14 protein-coding genes are annotated in these 21263 nt (G+C 47.4%); 6 read left to right on the top strand and 8 right to left on the bottom strand.

What is annotated here, in order from left to right; translation table 11 throughout:
- Positions 1-19: 19 nt before the first annotated feature.
- The gene (locus BM210_RS19705; protein ID WP_091172553.1) at positions 20-934 is read right to left on the bottom strand and encodes a decaprenyl-phosphate phosphoribosyltransferase; all 915 of its coding nucleotides are present in this window, start codon (positions 932-934) and stop codon (positions 20-22) included.
- Between the two features lie 326 nt (positions 935-1260).
- Between BM210_RS19705 and glmS the strand changes: the two genes are divergently transcribed.
- The 5 genes from glmS to BM210_RS19730 are packed head-to-tail and all read left to right on the top strand — an operon-like array spanning position 1261 to position 8897.
- Entirely contained in the window at positions 1261-3090 is a 1830-nt protein-coding gene (gene glmS, locus BM210_RS19710; RefSeq protein ID WP_091172555.1) for a glutamine--fructose-6-phosphate transaminase (isomerizing), read from the top strand.
- Positions 3091-3137: 47 nt separating this feature from the next.
- Positions 3138-4331 (top strand): HEAT repeat domain-containing protein, encoded by a 1194-nt coding sequence (locus BM210_RS19715; RefSeq protein WP_091172556.1) that lies wholly within the window; start codon positions 3138-3140, stop codon positions 4329-4331.
- Positions 4332-4344: 13 nt separating this feature from the next.
- Positions 4345-5808: a glycosyltransferase family 2 protein gene (locus BM210_RS19720; RefSeq protein ID WP_091172558.1), complete on the top strand. Its 1464-nt coding sequence runs from the start codon at positions 4345-4347 to the stop codon at positions 5806-5808.
- Positions 5809-5847: 39 nt separating this feature from the next.
- The gene (locus tag BM210_RS19725; RefSeq protein ID WP_091172559.1) at positions 5848-6663 is read left to right on the top strand and encodes a response regulator transcription factor; all 816 of its coding nucleotides are present in this window, start codon (positions 5848-5850) and stop codon (positions 6661-6663) included.
- Positions 6664-6686: 23 nt separating this feature from the next.
- Positions 6687-8897 (top strand): hypothetical protein, encoded by a 2211-nt coding sequence (locus BM210_RS19730; protein ID WP_091172561.1) that lies wholly within the window; start codon positions 6687-6689, stop codon positions 8895-8897.
- 13 nt (positions 8898-8910) lie between these two features.
- On the opposite strand, the gene BM210_RS19735 is transcribed toward BM210_RS19730, so the two are convergent.
- The 4 genes from BM210_RS19735 to gltB form a co-directional block, all read right to left on the bottom strand.
- On the bottom strand, positions 8911-9240 hold the full coding sequence (locus tag BM210_RS19735) for a helix-turn-helix domain-containing protein (RefSeq protein ID WP_091172562.1): 330 nt from the start codon (positions 9238-9240) through the stop codon (positions 8911-8913).
- 411 nt (positions 9241-9651) lie between these two features.
- Positions 9652-9975 carry a DUF4870 domain-containing protein gene (locus BM210_RS19740; RefSeq protein WP_091172564.1) on the bottom strand — a complete coding sequence of 108 codons (324 nt, stop codon included), beginning with the start codon at positions 9973-9975 and terminating at the stop codon, positions 9652-9654.
- A 208-nt stretch (positions 9976-10183) separates the two neighbouring features.
- Positions 10184-11668 (bottom strand): glutamate synthase subunit beta, encoded by a 1485-nt coding sequence (locus BM210_RS19745; RefSeq protein ID WP_091172565.1) that lies wholly within the window; start codon positions 11666-11668, stop codon positions 10184-10186.
- Positions 11669-11939: 271 nt separating this feature from the next.
- Positions 11940-16532 carry a glutamate synthase large subunit gene (gltB, locus tag BM210_RS19750; RefSeq protein WP_091172567.1) on the bottom strand — a complete coding sequence of 1531 codons (4593 nt, stop codon included), beginning with the start codon at positions 16530-16532 and terminating at the stop codon, positions 11940-11942.
- A 574-nt stretch (positions 16533-17106) separates the two neighbouring features.
- Here gltB and BM210_RS19755 point away from each other — a divergent pair.
- Entirely contained in the window at positions 17107-17685 is a 579-nt protein-coding gene (locus BM210_RS19755) for a thymidine kinase (RefSeq protein WP_091172569.1), read from the top strand.
- Between the two features lie 103 nt (positions 17686-17788).
- Here BM210_RS19755 and BM210_RS19760 read toward each other — a convergent pair whose 3' ends face one another.
- From BM210_RS19760 to BM210_RS19770, 3 genes are all read right to left on the bottom strand, one after another.
- Positions 17789-17992 (bottom strand): hypothetical protein, encoded by a 204-nt coding sequence (locus BM210_RS19760; protein WP_091172571.1) that lies wholly within the window; start codon positions 17990-17992, stop codon positions 17789-17791.
- Positions 17993-18144: 152 nt separating this feature from the next.
- Positions 18145-19542 carry a (Fe-S)-binding protein gene (locus tag BM210_RS19765; RefSeq protein ID WP_256223841.1) on the bottom strand — a complete coding sequence of 466 codons (1398 nt, stop codon included), beginning with the start codon at positions 19540-19542 and terminating at the stop codon, positions 18145-18147.
- Positions 19532-21046, bottom strand: a complete 1515-nt coding sequence (locus tag BM210_RS19770) for an FAD-binding oxidoreductase (RefSeq protein ID WP_091172572.1) — start codon at positions 21044-21046, stop codon at positions 19532-19534. The genes BM210_RS19765 and BM210_RS19770 overlap by 11 nt, the downstream gene beginning before the upstream one ends.
- Positions 21047-21263 lie beyond the last annotated feature (217 nt).

A 21263-nucleotide genomic window follows, 5' to 3' on the forward strand; every position in this document is an offset into this window, starting at 1 on the left:
TCGGTACCTCCATTGCCGTTTATTTATCAAAAACGATCAAAATAAACATCACCGATATCGCATACAGCACGACGGTTACTAAAATATGCTTATCTTCCAAAAGGAGCTTATCCGGTTTACCTCCCCTGCCTTTCACATGAATCAAATACAAATACCGAAAAATACCATATAGCACCAAAATCAACGTCCACATCAGATGGATCGTATGTCCGGAAGTGAAGGTAAAAAGTGCATAGCTCATGATCGTGGCTGTCGTAACGATAGCGTTCATCTGATTCAGCAAATCCATCGAATAATGCTCCAGTACTTGACGGTGTTCGCCTTTATCGGATTTCAGCAAAACCAATTCATGCCTCCGTTTACTAATCGCCAAGAAAAGCGCGAGCAACAGCGTGCAAATAAGAAACCAGGGTGTCAACGGAACTCCAATGATAAGTCCGCCACCAACAGCCCTCAGCACAAATCCGGAAGCCACAATCAATAAATCCAGGATAACTACATTTTTAAGACGAAACGAGTATAGAACATTCAAGACAAAATACAGCAGCAATATAAATCCGAATGGAGGATGGAAGCGAAAAGCTGCAAAAAAACTGGCTGCCAATATAACAACACCGAGCGCTAGTGCTTTCTGCGGGTTCAAAGCACCTGAAGCCAACGGTCGGTTCTTCTTCTCGGGATGCATGGCATCCCGGTCCCGATCCACATAATCATTCAAGATATACACGCAGCTGGAGACGAGGCAGAACAAAATAAATCCAGTGAAAGCTTGTACCAGCATATCCGCTTTGGCGATTCGAATCGAAAAGATTAATGCTGCGAATACAAGCACATTTTTGGTCCATTGTTTAGGCCGCATTAACGTAAAGAACAACCCGAGAAGCGGTTTGTTCACCTCTTCTTTAAGCTTAATATCGGCTTTGGTAGGCGCCATAACTGAATTCTCCTTTGTTCGTTCAAGATAAGCGAAAGAAAGCGAAAGATAAGCGAATAGAAACCCATCCGTTCCGGAATTCATTATAACGAACTACGTTTTTGTTATAAAGAACGAATTTGAGGTGTTATTTGGAGTATATCAGCGAAATAAGTAGGATATTGTTCTTTAAACCGAACTAATCCAAGTTCAAACATTTTTATTTTTCGATAATTTACGTTATAATCCTCTCTAGTGTTCGTTATTAAGAATAATGGGTAATGGTAATTGTTGCTGATCACCAGAGGGTAAGTCAGCCAAAAAGGATCTGAGGAGGAAACATAAACATGTGTGGTATTGTCGGATATATAGGAAATAGAGATTCGCAGCTTATACTGCTGGAAGGTTTGAAAAAATTGGAGTATCGCGGTTATGACTCTGCGGGAGTTGCCGTACAGACCGATGAGGGTCTACATATTCGTAAGGCTAAGGGAAAAGTATGCGAGTTGGAGTCACGGCTCGCGGATTTTCCATTGATCGGCTCCGCTGGTATTGGTCACACACGTTGGGCAACGCACGGCAAGCCTTCAGATACAAATTCTCACCCGCATGTAGATAACGAAAAGAAAATTTCCGTTGTACACAACGGTATTATTGAGAATCACATGCAGCTAAAAGAAGAGCTTGAACAGTTGGGTCACCACTTCGTATCGGAAACCGACACTGAGGTCATTAGCCATCTTATAGCGCATTACTATACGGACAACCTAATCCAAGCGGTGCAGCAAGCGGCAGCCCGAATTCATGGTGCATATGCTATCGTGGTGTTATCCGAGCATGAGCCGGACAAGTTGATTGCCGCTCGCTTGGCAAGTCCTTTGATTATTGGCGTAGGTGAAGGTGAGAATTTTATCGGCTCAGACATCCCAGCTATCTTGGAATATACACGGAATGTATATGTATTAGAGGATGGGGAAATGGCCGTGCTGTCACGAGAAAACATTGAATTAATGACATTAGAAGGAAACTTTATCACCAAGCAGATGCTTCATATCGACTGGGACATTTTGATGGCAGAAAAAAATGGTTATGATCATTTTATGTTAAAAGAAATTGAGGAGCAGCCTCGTGCATACCGAGACACCATTCGTGGTCGGATCGACGAGGAAAGCCACAGTATCACACTACCCGATATGATGATGAGTCCTGAGCTAGTTCGCAAAATTCAACATATTCATATCGTTGCTTGTGGAACCGCCTATCACGCAGCATTAGTCGGTAAATCCATTATCGAACGGTTGACGAGAATCCCGGTTGAAGTCGATGTAGCTTCTGAATATCGTTACCGTCAACCCATTATTCAGGAACATACACTCGTCATTGCTGTCAGTCAATCTGGTGAAACTGCCGATACGTTAGCGGCGATTCGCGAAGCCAAGCTGAGTGGTGCACGAGTGCTGGCGATTACCAATGTTGTTGGCAGTTCAGTAGCGAGAGAGGCCGACCATCGATTGATGACTTGGGCAGGCCCCGAAATCGCGGTAGCTTCTACGAAAGCTTACACCTCCCAATTAATAGCCTTCTATTTATTGGCCTTGTATATAGGTCAAAGCATTGGTTCTATGGACCTCGCTGCACGCTCGAATCTGCTTGCGCAAATCAAAGAGCTTCCGGATCAAGTGCAAAATATGCTTGCGCAACTGACACAAATGGATCAGATAGCTCAACAAATTGCAAGTTACAATGATCTATATTTCATCGGTCGCGGACTCGATTACATGGTTGCCATGGAAGCCTCGCTTAAATTAAAAGAAATATCCTACATTCACTCAGAGGCTTATCCAGCTGGCGAGCTGAAGCACGGATCACTAGCTTTAATTGAAGATGGAACACCAGTCATTGCGCTTGCTACGCAGGAAGTTGTGCTTGAGAAAACCATCAGTAATATTCGAGAGGTCAAGGCGCGCGGCGCTTATGTGATTGCGGTCGCTTTCGAAGGAAATACAGAGCTTGCTAAAGCCGCTGATGAAGTGATTTATGTGCCTCGTACAGATGCTCTGCTTGCACCCGCTATCGCCGTTATTCCTATGCAGCTGCTTGCTTATTTTGCAGCCTTGGCTCGGGGCAACGATGTCGATAAACCGAGAAATTTAGCGAAAAGCGTTACCGTAGAATAGGTAATGTCATAAAGCTGAATGAATACTTAGCGGAAGGAGCTGACTGAATGCCCACGGATTCCTTACAACCCATGATTGTGATAGCGGCGATACTCGGGTTCCTTATTATGGTCATGTTTGTTATCTTGTTCACATTACGTGCAAGAAGCCTTTCCTTAGAGCAGCAAACAGCCTCATGCTTGCTCCAACATCAGGAATACTTTCAATATCTCAGCATTCATATGGATAGCCCGGACCGATTATTACCTCCACCCGGTAAGCTTACCAACAAGGAGCTCAAGGCCATTCAACAAAAACTATTGGAATGGATCGAGGTACTTGAGGGCTCTCATCGCGATAAGTTATGCGAACTATGCCAGCAGATGGGACTTGTCGATCTGGATCGCGATCGCCTGCATAGCCATCTACACTGGGAACGTATAGATGCCGTATATCATCTTGGTGTGATGCGAGCCAAGTCATGCACGGGCGAATTGCTTTCTCTGCTGGAACGCGAAACGGATGAATCCACTGCCTTTGTGATCGGCCGCGCTGCTGCCAAATGCGCACAACAGCCGGGTGAGCTGCGCAGACTCATATTGAGACTCGTCAAGCATCACCCGCAGAGCCATCATCTGATTCTGGACATTATAGGATCATCCGACTTAGATCCTGTCCCTGTCTTTCTGGAAATGCTGCTGACACAGGAAGAGGACCTGATCACCGTTGCATTAGTCGGACTTTCCGGGCGTAATGTACCAGAAGCCATTCCGTTTCTAGACAACCTTGTACACTCGGAGAACAAGGAGTTACGTGTCAAAGCCTCCAAGCTGCTGCTCCAGTACACTCATTTGCTTCTCCCTGATAAGCTTCTTGCTTTTATGCAGCATTCGGACTGGGAAATTCGGGCAGCAGCAGTGAAAATTGCAGGAGAGCAGCCTGCTGGTGATTTCATAGATATATTAAAACATGCCATGTTGGATTCTGAGTGGTGGGTACGTCATCACGCTATAGCAAGCTTGTCCAAGCTGGGTATTAGCGGTTTCCAAGCCATTTGCGATGCTGCCATCGCTGCCAAAGAAGAGCCCCATCGTGATATGGCTCTTGATGCTATACATGAAATGATGAAATCCGCGGAGGCCTTAGCCGTCCAAGATATCAAGCAGCTTTTGTATTTCAATGAGTGCTCCCACTTGTATGAAAAAATGTTCAATGAGTCTTATGTTGACCGCAACGAGACACAACTGCGAATCAGTTCGTAGAAAGGAGAACCAGATGAGAGCTTTTTTACTAGAATATGGGTTTATCACCACCTACCTGATCGCAGGTTCCAGCCTCTTATACTTTTTGATTATGGCCCTTTCCTCACAACGAATGCGGACTCAAATCAAAAGCACGATGTATTCACGATTTCGCGAGTTATCCGGCTCAGAGCATGTCCCACCTGTGTCGATTCTCGTTCCTTCCTACAATGAAGAACTGACCATCATTGATAATGTCCGTTCCTTGATGGCGCTGGAATTCCCCCAATACGAAGTTGTAGTGATTAACGATGGCTCACAGGATAGCACCCTGCAGGTACTGGTGGAGGAATTTCAGCTCACAAGCAGCCGTCCGAGCGCCTTTCGCAATCTTGTAAAATCAAAATCCATAGAAGAAGTGTATGATAATCCGCAGTACCCCAAGCTGGTCGTGATTAACAAGAAAAACGGAGGCAAGGCCGATGCGCTCAATGCCGGTATCAATGTAGCCCAGTACCCACTGGTCGCTACCATAGATGCCGATTCCATGCTGGAGAAGGATGCACTGATCCGTTTGGTCCAGCTGTATATGGAAAACCCGGAGCAGCATATCGCCATTGGAGGGAATGTGAGGATTGCGAACGGCAGTACCATTCAGGGCGGGCGTGTTACGAAACACCGCTTATCCCGTAAAGCTTTGCCGGCTATGCAATATGTAGAATATATGAGAGCCTTCCTTGGTGGCCGTATCGGCTGGAGTGCCTTAAACGGCCTGTTGATCGTATCCGGTGCTTTTGGTTTATTTCGAAAAGACTATTTGGTAGAAGTGGGCGGGTATGAGGCGGATTGTCCAGGTGAAGACATGAACATCGTCATGAAGCTGCACCGTTATATGCTTCAGCAAAAATTGCCTTACCGGATACTTTTTTGCCCTGATGCTGTGTGCTGGACACAAGCACCCGATACGTTAAGCATACTTAGATCTCAGCGAAAGCGCTGGATCCGAGGGAATTTATGGAATGTTATTCATTTTAGAGCAATGCTCTTCGTTCCCAAATATAAAATCATCGGGTGGCTGGCCCTGCCCTATACCATCCTGTACGAAACATTAAGTCCTTTTATTAAGCTCTCCGGCCTGATAGCACTTGTAGCTTATGTGGTGTTGAACATGACGCAATGGCCGATTTTGTTAGCTTTTATTTCAATCAATTTGCTTATCAGTCTGTTATTCACAGCCGGGACGCTCATCATCGAGGAAATTGCTTTTAAACGCAGCACACAGACTACTGACATTTGGAAAATCATCGGATATTCGATGCTTATGACGGTCGGCTATGACCAATTGAACGCGCTCTGGAAGCTCCAGGGGCATGCGGACTACGTACGTCGTAATAACAGTTGGGGCACTATGGTACGCCGCAGCTGGAAAGAGGATGTCACCGAGCAGCCTCAAACTCAGCTATCACCAGGACAATCAACCAAAGCGACGGTTATGTAAGGTTGTTCACCAAACATAAATAAAAGGAGTGTTCCCCTTATGAATATGTCAGTCTTAATCCAAAATGATTTAACCAACCTTCTATATGAGCAGGTCACTGAGCAGTTGCTCGCTTCCGGGCATAGTAAATGCGGACTCATTCTGGCACATAGCAGTCACGTCGGATCGATTGAGCTTCAGGATTTGGAAACACGCCTCCGAATGGAGGATTCGACGCTAAGCATCCAAACGAGCTATGAACCCAAGGAGTCGCTTCTGATTGTTGTATTGCCTGTGCAGCCTCTCTCTTACACACACTTTCTCTCCCTCCTCATTAAGGACTTCCTGCAGCGGGCTGGCCTCTTGGAAGGACCCCTTACCGTAGCCAGCTTTCCTGAGAGCGCGGTACTGAATGCGGCAGCAATTTCGGAAATGATAGCTATGACGAATAGACAAGATACGATAGATCGGGAAATCCGCGTGTTTCATCGCCATATTCAAGTTGAAGCCGCGCCCTCTATCGTCATGATTGATCAAAATACCGATCTGCTCGATTTCCTGTCAGCACGGCTTAGTCACCGCGGCTACGATGTGCGCCCGGCTCTGGACGGGATGGAAGGTCTACAATTAATTAATGAAACACCTCCAGACCTTGTGATCACGGAGCTCAATCTACCCGCACTTGACGGTTATCAGCTGATTCACAGAATTCGTCAATCCCGCGCATTAAAAAATCAATGCAAAATCATGGTGCTTACCGATCTGGGACTTGAGCAGGAGTTCAGCAAATGCTTTGACTTGGGCGTCTCCGATATCCTTACAAAGCCATTTTCCCCCATTGAGCTGGAGGCCCGAATTCATCGGCTGCTAGCATAATGAAATAAAGGAGCACACCCGATATGGATGCGAAAACAACCGTATATGCCAAATGGCTGATCCGAATACTTGCAGCACTTGTTGCAATCTACCTCGTCTGGCATTATTGGCCCGCCAAAAGAGTGGAGACTGTTCTGGCCGCCGACGGGACGCATTTGAAATTCCGTACACAGCAGGATCATATCGAAATGTATGATCAGCAAGCCTGGAACCCCTTCTTTGTTAAAGGGGTTAATCTGGGTGCCGCCCTCCCAGGTTATGAACCTGGGGATCTTCCAATTACAAAGGACCACTATTTGCTATGGTTTGGGCAAATTCAGGACATGGGCGCGAATACAATCCGTGTATATACCATTCTGAAGCCAGTCTTCTACGATGCACTGGTCGAATACAATCAACAGCATGCCGGGAATCCACTTTATTTCATACAAGGAATATGGTCCCCTGAAGAAGAGCTGATTGCGAAGAAAGATGCCTATATCGATCAAATCTACGATCGTTTTAAAAGTGAGATCACGGATGCTGTCGGAGCGGTGTATGGCAGCATTAATATCCCCGAGCAATTTGGACAAGCCAGTGGAATTTATCGTTCCAATGCGGGTCCTTACCTGCTGGGCTGGCATATCGGAACCGAGTGGGATCCGGCTATGGTAAAAAACACAAATGAGCAGCATTTGGATAAAAAAGACTTTATGGGTACTTATCTGTCCGCCAAACCTCAAGCAACCCCATTCGAAAACTGGCTGGCAGAAATGCTGGATCATCTTGCCAACACGGAAGCTCCGTTCGGCTGGAAACACCCGCTCTCTTTTACGAACTGGGTAACGACCGATCCGCTGACCCACCCCGGTGAGGTACTGATCGAAGAGGATATGGTTAGTGTGGATGCAACACATCTTCAGGTCAAGGATTGGGCGGCGGGTTACTATGCGACTTTTCATGCTTATCCGTATTATCCGGATTTTTTTCGTCTGGATGAAACGCTGCAGGATGTCCGTGAAGCTGACGGTACGGTCAATACCTACAAAAGCTACCTCCGCAAGCTGAAAGCGTATCAAGCAGGTATGCCCGTTATCATAAGCGAATTCGGTGTCCCTTCTTCACTGGGCGTTGCCCATCTTGGAGGGATGGGACGCGATCAAGGCGGACATGACGAACAGGAACAAGGCCGGATTAACGCCTCTTTGCTGCAGGATATTTACAGTGAAGGCTTTGCCGGAGCTGCCGTGTTTTCCTGGCAGGATGAATGGTTTAAACGCACCTGGAACACCATGCACTTTGAAATTCCAGCGACCCGACGCAAGCTATGGCACAATGTATTGACCAATGAGCAGCATTTTGGACTTCTCGCTATGCTGTCTTCCAAAGATGGTCCACTTATTATCGATGGTGCTACCCGTGATTGGGATACTTTGAAATCTGCGGACAAGCAGAAGCTGGATATGACCTATCCTGGCATGAAAGAAATCACGATGACCCATGATGAATCCTATGTTTATATCAATGCCAAATTGGAGCAGCCGTTTGACCCGGAGCGCGAGCTATTGTACTTTGGTGTAGATACACTGCCTGGCGGGAACAAACATGCTAAAGAGCTGGGTGATAAACAGCTTGATGAAGGCTTGGAGACCTTGATTGTATTAGGTAAGGACGGCGAATCCGAGGTGCGAATCGCCTCTAACTATGATATGCATACCCGGGTATATGGAAGGCAGTATGGGATGAAGGCTTGGACACCGGAGGAGTTCACTGACAATACGGGTGTATTTAATGCTTGGAAGCTGGCAGTTGGCTTGGAATTCAGCCCTCCCGATTCCAAGAAATACGGTCCTTTCGAGGAGGTTACTGTCGGCGCATTGCGTCGCGGTACTACGAATCCAGATTCGCCGCAATATAATTCGCTGTCCATGTGGCAAGCGCAAGGCGATACGATAGAGGTTAGAATTCCCTGGATGCTGCTTGGTTTCACAGACCCAAGCTCACTGCAGGTCATCAGCTACGAGGATAAAGATAAGAGGTTGTTTGCACAGCCTACAGAGGGCATTCGTCTGGTTCCATGGATTGTCGATCGTGCGACAGGCCAAATTACCGGTTTGGAAGGAACTGGCAGCTATCCGGTATCCCAACTGCCTTTGTACAGTTGGAAGGCCTGGGATCAAGTAACTTATGTGGAACGTGTCAAGCAAAGCTATAAGCTGATGCAGCAAGCCTATCAATCGATAGGCCAAAAGTAGAAGCCACACGGTTTCATTCCTTCTGGTGATCTTTGCGCCATTTATTATATTGTAGAAACTCCAGAAACTGATCTTTGCTAATTCCCGATTCCATAGCTTCCCGCACGAGCTTCAGCCACTCCTCATCGAGTTCCTCTTGGGGAGTGGTTTTATTATGCAAGAACGTTTCCATGGGAACCTCAAGCACAGCGCAAATTTTCTCAAGAAAATGGATCGATGGGTTGGATTGGATATCCCTTTCGATTGAACTTAGGTAGGACTTCGCAACACCTGCCCTTTCCGCTAACTCGGTTAACGAGTATCCTTTTTCCAGACGCAATTGCTTGACTCTTTTGCCTAACATAGCAGCTACTCCCCTATCTAGTGACTGACAAGACTTTTAATTATTTTAACATATTTCTATCACTCTGTAGCTGTATGGGCAAAAAAAATAACACAGCAAGCGCTTGACGCTTCGTGTTACAAGATGGGTATGGACTTGGCTTCCCTAATATTCATCTAATTTTTCGTTTATTTTGTTTTTGTAATTGTCGGATACAATGCAATACTTCTTTCTTGGAAATACCCATGCTGCGGGCCGCAATCATTAGTTGGACCCAGTTTTCGTCGAGGCTCTTCTTGAGTGCAAGTGTTGGTGAAAACGACATTTGCCTGATCCCTCCAGATTCCTAAAACTTAACTTGGCATAAAATAGTATTCGCCGCGAGCATTCGGTTAAAGGGGGTATGGGACAGGAAGGGCTTCTCGCTCCTTGTTACTTAATCAGACGAATTGTTAAGGGATATCGGTACATTTCACCTCTATAGGCTTTAATCGATGCGATAATGATGAGGATCAGCGTGGCGATACCGATCAAAGGCAGAAGCAGAAAGCCGATAAAAACCAAGCACAAGATTCCGGCAACAGCCGAATAAATGATGACCGATATTTGAAAATTAAGTGACTCCTGCGCATGCTCGCTTATGTAGACGGATTGATCTTTTTTAATGAGCCAGATGATCAATGGGGCAAGAAAACCTACAATCAGGCATAAAATGTGTGACAGCAGCGCTAATATTTTGTCTTCTTCTGTTAGCATACCATTCACCTCCTGAATAATTGATTAGGTTAATTTTGGATCATTTATCCGTTTAATATATAGAAGCATTCGAATTAAACCAGCATAGGTCCTTAAAATTATCCCTATATAGAGTATGTTCAAAAAGGGAAGTCGAGAACTGGGTATCTTCAAACAAAAAAACGATTACCATAGTCGGTAATCGTTCCTGTACGATGAAGCACTATCACTATGGCAAATTCGAAGACCCCATCAAAAACCGGTCGCATTCGCGTGCAGCCTCACGACCTTCATTGATGGCCCAAACGACCAAGCTTTGCCCACGACGCATATCTCCAGCCGCAAATACACCCTCCACATTAGTCGCATATTTGCCGTAATCAGCTTTGGCATTCGACCGCGCGTCTTTCTCAACGCCTAGCTGATCAAGAACTGTAGATTCCGGCCCCATAAAGCCCATTGCCAGCATAACCAGCTGAGCCGGATACACCTTCTCACTGCCTGGTACTTCAACGGGAATGAACCGTCCCTGCGTATCCATTTGCCATTCGATCAGAACCGTATGCAGTTCCTTCACATGCCCGTTCTCGTCACCGACAAATTTCTTCGTATTAATCAAATATTGACGCGGATCCTGTCCCTGAAGCTGGGTGGCTTCCTCTTGCCCATAATCGACCTTAAGCACTTTCGGCCATTCCGGCCAAGGGTTGTTCGCGGGACGTTTTTCCGGTGATTTGGGCATGATCTCGAATTGCGTAACGCTTCGGCATTTATGGCGGATCGAGGTGCCTACGCAGTCCGTCCCTGTATCGCCGCCACCGATTACAATAACATCCTTGCCTTCCGCACAAATATATTGTCCATCCTGATGCTTGGAGTCAAGCAGGCTTTTCGTGTTCTTGGAGAGGAACTCCATCGCAAGATGTATACCTTTCAGCTCCCGACCCTCAATATTAAGGTCACGGCCTTTCGTAGCACCTCCGCACAATACTATCGCATCAAACTGTTCCTTGAGCTGCGCAGCCGGAATATCCTTGCCGATCTCGGTGTTGGTGATGAATGTTATGCCTTCCACTTGAAGAAGATCGACCCTCCGCTGAACATACTTTTTGTCCAACTTCATATTCGGAATCCCGTACATCAGGAGACCGCCGATACGATCGGCTCGCTCGTAGACAGTTACGGTATGACCCGCTTTATTAAGCTGTGCTGCGCAAGCCAATCCGGAAGGACCTGAGCCTATAACCGCCACCTTCTTGCCTGTTCGAATAGTCGGAGGCTCAGGCACAACCCAGCCCTCTGCATAGCCTTTATCGATAATCGACTTTTCAATGTTCTTGATGGTAACAGGTAATCCGCTCAAGCCCACTGTACAGGAGCCTTCACATGGTGCTGGGCAAACACGACCGGTAAATTCGGGAAAATTGTTCGTTTTATGCAGACGCTCCAACGCTTCACGCCATTCACCGCGATAGACGAGATCGTTCCATTCAGGGATCAGGTTGTTGACCGGACAGCCGGCTGCCATACCGCTAATCAAGGTGCCTGTGTGACAAAACGGGATTCCGCAGTCCATACAACGTGCACCTTGCGTTTGCAGCTTGTTTTCTGACAACGGAACACTAAATTCATTCCAATGACTAATGCGCAGCAATGGTGCAATCTCGCTTGGTGTTTGGCGCTCATATTCAATAAATCCGGTTGGTTTACCCATTCCCATACCTCCATATTGGATTGTGAAAGCGCTTTATTATTAATGTGCTTAAAGGTTTCATGCCATCAACATAGAGAGGTAAGAGCTGTCCGTCACCTTTACTTATCCGCTTAGGAATGGTAAAGGTGATGGAGCCAACTCGAAGCGATCCATATTTTCAAGTGATGTCATGAAACCTGATCTAGAAGTGTAGTGCATAACTAGCGGATTGGCCAAATGATCCTGGAGAAGCGTGATTGCTCACCTTTGTTTCCATATTTTTACCGAAAAATTAGTTGCCGCCGACGCGGGATACATCCTTCATATTTTCTTCAAAGGCCACAAGCATAGCTTCCTGTTGACTTAAACCGGACCGTTTGACGCGTTCAATCGCTTCAAACATCCGTTTGTAGTCCTTCGGAATGACCTTGACGAATTTCCATACGTACTCTTCCCAATTTTTCAGGACACGGTCAGCCACAGAGCTTCCTGTAAAGGTTGCATGGCGCTGAATCATATTGCGCAGCTCCTCTGCCTCAAAGGTCTCTTCGACCTGCTCCAGATAAACCATCTCCTGGTTGCATTGGTCTTGGAAGGTGCCATGCTCATCAAGCACATAAGCCGTACCACCCGACATCCCTGCAGCAAAGTTACGTCCTGTTGGACCTAATACCACTACACGTCCACCGGTCATGTACTCGCAGCCGTGGTCGCCCACACCTTCTACTACAGCGCGCACACCGGAGTTCCGTACGCAGAAGCGCTCCCCTGCCATACCGCGAATATAAGCATCTCCATCGGTAGCTCCGTAGAAAGCAACGTTCCCGATAATGATGTTATCTTCCGCCGTGAAGCCCGATTGCTCCGAAGGAAAAACGATGACTTTACCACCGGACAAACCTTTGCCCACGTAGTCGTTAGCGTCCCCTTCCAGCGAGAGCGTAATGCCTTTAGGTACAAAAGCACCGAAGCTTTGACCAGCAGAGCCATTAAAATGAATGCGGATCGTATCGTTAGGCAATCCCTCACGTCCATAGCGGCGTGTGACCTCACTGCCAAGAATCGTTCCAACAACGCGGTTCACGTTACGGATCGGAAGGATCGCATGCACGTGTTTCTTTTCTTCCAGTGCAGGTGCACAAATACTTAGCAGCTCTTTCATATCCAATGAATTTTCAAGTCCATGGTCCTGAGCCATCGAGCAGTAGCTGCCTACATCTTCACCAACCTCCGGCTTGTGCAGGAGCGGCGTCAAATCAACACCTTTGGCTTTCCAGTGGGCGATAGCTTGCTTGGTTTCCAAATATTCGGTGTGACCTACCATTTCTTCAATGGTGCGGAATCCGAGCTCAGCCATCAGCTCACGAGCATCCTGAGCCACGAAGTTCATGAAGTTCACCACATGTTCAGGGTCACCCGTGTATTTGGCACGCAGCCGCGGATTCTGTGTAGCGACGCCAACTGGACACGTATCCAAATGGCATACTCTCATCATGATACAACCAAGCGCTATCAATGGCGTAGTCGCGAATCCGAACTCTTCGGCACCCAGCAGAGCAGCAACCACCACATCGCGACCTGTCATCAGCTTGCCATCGGTTTCAACCACAATCCGGCTTCTGAGGTTGTTCAGCATCAACGTTTGATGCGTTTCGGCAAGACCCAGCTCCCATGGAAGACCTGCGTGACGAATACTTGTTTGCGGTGAAGCACCTGTTCCTCCGTCATAACCGCTGATCAAGACGACATCCGCTTTACCTTTGGCTACACCAGCCGCAATTGTACCGACACCTACCTCGGATACGAGCTTAACGCTGATTCTTGCACGCGGGTTAGCATTTTTCAAGTCGTGAATAAGCTCAGCCAAATCCTCGATTGAATAAATATCATGATGCGGCGGCGGCGAGATCAGACCTACGCCTGGTGTAACACCGCGAACCTCGGCTACCCATGGATATACTTTCGTACCCGGGAGCTGACCGCCTTCACCCGGCTTGGCGCCTTGCGCCATTTTGATCTGAATTTCATCCGCATTCACCAGATAGTTGCTCGTTACGCCAAAGCGGCCCGATGCAACCTGCTTGATGGAGCTGCGGCGTGAATCGCCATTCTCGTCCGGTGTGAAGCGATCATAATGCTCGCCGCCCTCACCCGTGTTCGACTTGCCGCCGATTCGGTTCATAGCAATCGCCATGTCTTCATGGGTTTCCTTGGAAATGGAGCCGTAGGACATCGCACCGGTTTTGAACCGTTTGAACATCGATTCTACCGATTCGACTTCATCAATCGATATCGATGCACGCTGCGATTTGAATGAGAACAAAGCACGAAGCGACATGAATTTCTCATCTTGACCTTGCACCAATCCAGCAAATTTTTTGTACATCTCATAATTGTTCGTTCTTACCGCCGCTTGCAGCGCATGAATCGTTTCCGGATTGTACAGATGCTCTTCGGCATTTTTACGCCATTGCAGCTCTCCACCTGTATCCAGTCCACGATCACGACCCTCTTGCTCAGAGTAAGCACGTTCATGGCGTAAAATCGCTTCCTGGGCAATCGTATCGATCTGGATTCCACTCACTGGCGTATAGGTCCATGTAAAATATTTATCGATAACGGATTGATGCAAACCGACAGCCTCAAAAATTTGTGCGCCGCGATAGCTTTGAATCGTGGAAATTCCCATTTTAGCTAAAACTTTAACAACACCTTTAGTTGAAGCCTTAACATAATTGTACAGGGCTTTTTCGATAGTCATATCTTTCAATTTGTTCTGGCTGGACAAATCAATAAGTGTTTCCATCGCGAGATAAGGGTTAATGGCGCTCACACCATAGCCAAGCAACAGAGCAAAATGATGAACTTCACGCGGCTCCCCAGATTCTAGCAGCAAGCCGACCTTGGTACGCGTACCAACGCGAATCAGATGATGATGCAAACCAGACACAGCCAACAAAGCAGGAATAGCTGCGTTATTCGCATCCACGCCACGGTCGGACAATATGATCAGATTAGCCCCATCAACAATAGCCTCATTGGCAGCTGTATACAAAGCTTCCATGGCTTCTTCCAGCGCCTGTGTGCCCGATGATGGATTGAATAATATCGGTAGTGTTACCGTTTTAAAGCCATCACGCTTGATCTCACGCAGTTGAGCCAGCTCGCCATTGGTTAGAATTGGAGTCGCCAAACGGATTTGACGGCAGCTTTCCGGCTCCGGCTGAATCAGGTTGCGCTCCGGTCCTACTGTTGTTCCTTGAGCCGTAATGATTTCCTCAAAGTTGGAGTCAATCGGCGGATTGGTTACCTGTGCGAACAACTGCTTGAAGTAGCTGTACAGCAGCTGCGGTCTGTCGGAAAGGACGGCAAGCGGCGCATCATAGCCCATCGATCCCAGCGGATCGACGCCAGTCTTGGCCATTGGCTCAATCACTTTACGAATATTCTCAAAGGTATAACCAAACGCTTGCTGACGCTGCAGTACAGTAGCGTGATCCGTTTGCGGTACGACTTCAGCCTGTGGAAGCTCCTCCAAGGAAATGAGGTGCTCATCCAGCCATGCACGGTAAGGCTGCTCAGCCACGATCCCAGCCTTAACCTCTTCGTCCGGAATAATACGTCCGGCGACCGTATCGATCAGCAGCATCTTGCCCGGCTGCAGGCGCTCCTTGCTAGCAATTCGTTCCGGAGCAATGTTTAGTACCCCTACCTCGGAAGCAAGTACGATCAAATCATCTTTAGTTATATAATAGCGGCCAGGACGCAATCCGTTACGGTCCAAAACAGCTCCGATCATTCGGCCATCTGTAAAGGAAATAGCTGCGGGTCCATCCCACGGCTCCATGAGACAGCTGTGGTATTCGTAAAAAGCTTTTTTCTCGTCGCTCATAGTCGCATGTTTGGACCAAGGCTCAGGGATCATCATCATCGCCGCATGAGGCAAGGAGCGTCCGGAGAGCATTAAGAACTCCAGCGTGTTATCGAACATTTGGGAGTCAGAGCCGTCTGCATCAATAATAGGTAGAATTTTTTTGAAATCATCACCGAACAGATCGGTATCACACATTGCCTGACGCGCATGCATCCAGTTCACATTGCCGCGAAGCGTGTTGATTTCACCGTTGTGGATGACATAACGATAAGGATGGGCGCGTTCCCAACTCGGAAAGGTATTCGTACTGAACCGGGAATGGACAAGCGCAAGCGCCGTCTCAAACTTCGGATCTTTCAATTCAAGGTAATAATTGTCTACCTGTTCAGGTGTAAGCATACCTTTGTATACAATAGTACGATTGGATAAACTAGCAAAATAAAAGGCTTGATCCTGATCCAGCGCACGAACCGCATTTTCCGTCAGCTTACGAATGACAAATAGCTTGCGCTCAAATGCCAATTCCTGTGAGGCACTCACCGTCGATCCGATAAATACTTGACGAACGAACGGTTCTGAAGCTACTGCGGAAACGCCTAACGAGGAGTTATCTGTAGGAACGGTTCTCCAGCCGATCAGCTTTTGCCCGGTTTCCTTGATTTGCGCTTCAACCACCTGCTCACAGGCAGCACGCAAAACCGCATCCTGAGGTAGAAACACCATCCCAACAGCATATTGGCCAGGCTCTGGCAATTCAATATGTTCAAGAGCAAACTCCGCTTTAAAAAAGCTATGTGGAATTTGCAGCAAAATACCTGCACCATCCCCTGTATTACTTTCACAGCCTTGACCGCCGCGGTGATCCAGATTACAAAGCACATTCAATGCTTGACCCACAATTTCATGGGACGGCTTTCCCTTAATGTTAGCTACAAAACCGATGCCGCAGGCATCATGCTCAAACTGTGGATCATAAAGACCCTGTTTTATTGGTAATCCTTTTCTGCTCATGTTGTACAACCTTTCTTCCTGTAAGATTAACTTCCATACCGACAAAATTATTCCGAATCTACGAACGTTATAAATGATAATATGTTTTATATTAACACCTGAGACCTAACATATCAATTTAAAAAATATCATTTTTACGATAAAAATTTATCTTTTTTTTAATGATTTCACTTAATATTCGGTTTTTACTGCTCAAAAACAGCAAAAATCTAACATAAGATCCTCAAAAATCACGAAAACAGGATCGTTTTTATGATAAAACATTCAATAATCGATAATTTTTAAAAGACATGAAAATTTATCTCTCCCAAGCCCCTGAAGCTTCATTATTCTTGGTCTGAACACCTTCAGATGTTCGAAACCCTGACATTAAAAGTGTTGTGATCAATGAGCGGAGCGACCGTGACTTCTTGGATATAGCGTCAGCGATCGGAAGCATATTTGGCCGCGCACCAGGACTTATTCACCGGACTTTTAGAAATGGTCTGAACTTACAGACATGGACCTATACATTTATAAGGCATCCTGTGCTATGATAATGGTCATATTTTAGCGGAGAGGACTGTCTGCACCAGTGGCCAAACTATATTTTCGATATGGCACCATGAACAGCGGTAAATCAATCGAGGTTTTAAGAACCGTCCACAACTATGAGGAACAGGGTAAAAAGGTGCTGCTGTTCACTCCGTCCGTCGATAATCGACATGGGGTCGGTACGGTAGCATCAAGAATCGGTATGCAAAAAAAGGCGATTATCATTGATGACCGTCTGAACATGATCGAGCTCGCCTCCTTGGAAAAGCCGAACTGTATTTTGTTGGATGAAGCGCAATTTTTAACGAAAGCCCAAGTTCAGCAATTGGCGGACATTGTGGATACGCTGGACATCCCTGTTATTGCTTACGGTCTGCGTGCCGATTTCATGGGAGTCTTGTTCGAAGGCAGCTATCATCTGCTGGCAATCGCCGATAAGATTGAGGAGATCAAAACGGTGTGCTGGTATTGCGATAAGAAAGCGATTATGAATATGCGCTGCAAGGATGGGGTTGCCCTATTCGAGGGAGAGCAGATTCAAATAGGCGGTAATGAAAGCTACTTGCCTGTGTGCCGCAAATGCTATGCATCAAAACGCAAGGCGACTCATAAGCTGTAGCAGGGATGTCCACACAAGGGGATGAGGCAATCGGATCGTTCGACCTGCCTGGTCCTCTTTTTTGCATAAAAAAACCGGCCACAGGCACCCGCATACGCGGAGCTTACCTATTGACCAGCTCTTTAACCTTTTTGTAGGAAAGACCTGTATGATGAACCAGATCCATGACGTTGGCTTGAGGATGTTGATTCAAAAAGTTTTTCACGGTATGCGTGTCCTCAATAAATTGCTTGAGGCATTCCACACATAAAATTTCCGCGTGTTGGATTTGCAGCTTTCCGCAGCTGCTGCAGTTGGATAGAACCATCACTTCTCACATCCTATGTCAGCTTAATCGACCGTGGCAGCTTTCTTACAGATCATTACCCTTTTGTTCGACAAAAGAAACAAAATAGACTCTAAATAATAGACAATTTCGTCGATCAAGCTGATTTTAAAGGGGTAGAAGTGAAATCATTGTTAAAAATTGTTTTTTGGAGTCTCATAATCTACAGATTCTGCCAGGAAATCGATCAAATGTACCGCTTTTCTATGCTGGCCCTGTTCGGAACGTAAAATTCCCCACTGCATTTGCAGCAAACAACCCGGATTGGCTGTAACAATTGTTTGCGCTTGAGTCTGATCGACCAGCTCCATCTTGTGATCAAGTACCTGTGTGGACATTTGCGGTTGTGTAAGATTGTAAATACCCGCAGAGCCGCAGCACGTATCCGCACCCTGCAGCTCATTCAGCTGCACACCGGGAATGGACTTTAACAAATCGCGCGGCTGCCGGTTGACCCGCATCACATTCCGCAGGTGGCAGGAATCCTGATATGTCACCCGTTTTACGGGAGAATCGGGTTGCGGCTGCTTCAAGACCAGTGGACGGCCATAATCAATCAATAGCTCTGATACATCCTTCAGACGGCTCACAAAATCCTTTGCTGCGGGGCCAAGCGACGAATCTGCATGGAGCAGATGATCATACTCCTTCAGGCTGGCTCCGCAGCCACCCGCATTGCTCGCGATATAGTCGACCTTGGCATGGGCGAATACATCCAAATTCGTGCGAGCCAGACGGCGGGCACTCTCCGCTTCTCCGGCATGGGCATGCAAGGCTCCGCAGCAGGTTTGAGCTTCAGGAATCGCAACCTCGAAGCCTGCTTCACAGAGCAGCTTAACGGTATTAATATTTGTAGATGTAAACAACACATCCATGATACAGCCGCGGAACATGCCTACACGAGCCTGCTTGGCACCGACCTGTGGAATAACTAGAATCCGCTGTCCATTGGCTGCAGTTTCCCAGGCCGCCGGCAAGCCCAGCTTCTCCCACGCAGCAATGACGCCATCAGAGGAAGCCTGCGGCAAGATTTGCTCCATTTCCCGCATATGCTGGGGAAACAGCTTCATCACGCCGCTTTTGCGCGTTAGGGTCTGGATTCCAGACCGCTGGTACAGCTTAAGCAATCCGCCAACCATCCGCATACGACCATGATTCGGGAACAATCGTTCCATGAATAATGTCCGAACCGCTTTGACATGCCAAGGAAATTCAGCTTCCGTCGCTATCGATTCTCTCGCTTGCTCAATCAATTGGCCATATTTCACATCGGACGGACAGGCCGGCTCGCAGGCTCTGCAGCCCAGGCATAAATCCATCTGCTCCTTGAACTGTTGGCCCGGCTCCATGAATCCATCGGCGACCGCCTTCATCAGCGCGATCCTTCCTCGGGGCGAAGCCGCTTCAAGCCCAGTTTCATTAAAGGTAGGACAGGCGGTCTGACAGAAGCCGCAGCGCATACAATTCGTCAGCTGATCATAGTCCAAGGTGGCGACCAATTTATCTTTGAGTGCTTGTTGATTAGTGTCCACCCTTTTCCCCTCCCCCTTGATTGAGCTCGTTATGCGTCCGATCCACGTTCTGTTCCGCCCCCGAATGGGACCCAAGCAGCGCTGACTCGTCTGATTCGCTCTTAAATACGATCCGCTTGCGCGTTTCGGCGAACAGCTTGCCGGGATTCAGAATGTTGTCCGGATCAAAAGCCGTTTTTAGACGTTTCATGATATCAATACCAGCAGCCCCCACCTTCCATTCTAAAAAGGGCGCCTTAACCATACCGACACCGTGCTCGCCGGTAATCGTCCCGCCCATGCCAATAGCCGCCTCAAAGATTTCCTCAAAGGCCAACTCAACACGGTGCAGCTCTTCTTCGTCCCGCGCGTCCGTCATTGCCGTTGGATGTAAATTGCCATCGCCTGCGTGTCCGAAGGTACAGATCTGTACATTATGTTTACTGGCGATCCGCTGTATCTCCAACACCATATCAGCAAGCCTTGAACGAGGTACGGTCGCATCCTCCAGAATCGTCGTTGGACGCAAGCGCGACAAGGCGGCAAGTGCCGTACGGCGTGCCTCCATAACCTTGGCACCCTCCTCAGGAGTAGCTGCGACCTTGACCTGAATCGCTCCTTGTTGACGGCAAATATCGGCGATTTTCAGCAAATCGCGCTCTACCATCGCCTCGTCCCCATCCTGCTCAATAGCCAGAATCGCTTCTGCATCAATCGGCAAACCGATCTTGGAAAAGTCCTCAACGACACGAATTGTCGCCTTATCCATAAATTCCAGCGTACAGGGTGTAATCCGGCTGGCAACAATCTGGGATACGGTTCGCGCTGCCGATTGAAGATCACTAAATATCGCTATCATGGAGCGTCGATACTCCGGCCGCGGAACAAGCTTCACTGTAGCTTCTGTCAAGATGGCCAAGGTACCGCCAGAGCCGACAAGCAGCCTTGTTAAATCATACCCAGCTACATCCTTGACGAGCTTGCCACCCGTACGTAAAATTTCGCCATTGGCCAATACAGCCTCTAGACCGATCACATAATCCTTGGTTGTTCCATATTTTAGTCCGCGCAAGCCCCCTGCACCAAGTGCAATATTGCCACCCATCGTGCAAATGATCATACTGCTTGGGTCCGGTGGATAAAATAAGCCCGTCTCCTCGACGGCCAAATGAAACTTTTTCGTATTCAAGCCCGTTTGGAAGGTCGCAGTCAAATTGTTCTGATCAATCTCGATCAGCTTGTTCATCCGCGTCATCACCATCACGAGTCCACCCTGCATCGGAACTGTGCCTGCGCATAGATTACTGCCTGCGCCGCGTCCGATAACAGGAATCTGGTTGGCGGCACATATCTTCATAACAGCCGACACCTCAGCAGTTGAAGCCGGAAAAACGACGCCGTCAGGCATTGCCTGATAAAGCGGGGTCGCATCATAGCTGTAGGAAACGAGCGTTTCATTATCATATTTGTACCAGCCTGGGCCCACAGCAGCCTTCAGCTCTTCATGTATGGATGGTGTTATCATCGAATACAACCCTCCTTATTGCATATGGAATCGTTCTGAATTACAATCATAAATAGATAAAATTAGTCAGGTCATCTGATGACTTTAATTATAAGAGGTCGCTTTCATCTATGTCAATATAGATTTGCCACAAGCTCCCAAACCGATTTCAACACTTGTAATTTTTCAGTGGAGCGCCTATATTCAGGGATAAACTCGATTTAGACTTCGAACAATG

Origin of the sequence: Paenibacillus sp. 1_12, assembly GCF_900114475.1 — a bacterium.
Classification (GTDB): domain Bacteria; phylum Bacillota; class Bacilli; order Paenibacillales; family NBRC-103111; genus Paenibacillus_S.

Coding starts and splice junctions, on each gene's coding strand:
- BM210_RS19740 (WP_091172564.1), bottom strand. CDS start 9,975: ATGCTAACAGAAGAAGACAAAATATTAGCGCTGCTGTCACACATTTTA.
- BM210_RS19760 (WP_091172571.1), bottom strand. CDS start 17,992: ATGGTTCTATCCAACTGCAGCAGCTGCGGAAAGCTGCAAATCCAACAC.
- BM210_RS19725 (WP_091172559.1), top strand. CDS start 5,848: ATGAATATGTCAGTCTTAATCCAAAATGATTTAACCAACCTTCTATAT.
- gltB (WP_091172567.1), bottom strand. CDS start 16,532: ATGAGCAGAAAAGGATTACCAATAAAACAGGGTCTTTATGATCCACAG.
- BM210_RS19715 (WP_091172556.1), top strand. CDS start 3,138: ATGCCCACGGATTCCTTACAACCCATGATTGTGATAGCGGCGATACTC.
- BM210_RS19705 (WP_091172553.1), bottom strand. CDS start 934: ATGGCGCCTACCAAAGCCGATATTAAGCTTAAAGAAGAGGTGAACAAA.
- BM210_RS19730 (WP_091172561.1), top strand. CDS start 6,687: ATGGATGCGAAAACAACCGTATATGCCAAATGGCTGATCCGAATACTT.
- BM210_RS19735 (WP_091172562.1), bottom strand. CDS start 9,240: ATGTTAGGCAAAAGAGTCAAGCAATTGCGTCTGGAAAAAGGATACTCG.
- BM210_RS19720 (WP_091172558.1), top strand. CDS start 4,345: ATGAGAGCTTTTTTACTAGAATATGGGTTTATCACCACCTACCTGATC.
- glmS (WP_091172555.1), top strand. CDS start 1,261: ATGTGTGGTATTGTCGGATATATAGGAAATAGAGATTCGCAGCTTATA.
- BM210_RS19745 (WP_091172565.1), bottom strand. CDS start 11,668: ATGGGTAAACCAACCGGATTTATTGAATATGAGCGCCAAACACCAAGC.
- BM210_RS19770 (WP_091172572.1), bottom strand. CDS start 21,046: ATGATAACACCATCCATACATGAAGAGCTGAAGGCTGCTGTGGGCCCA.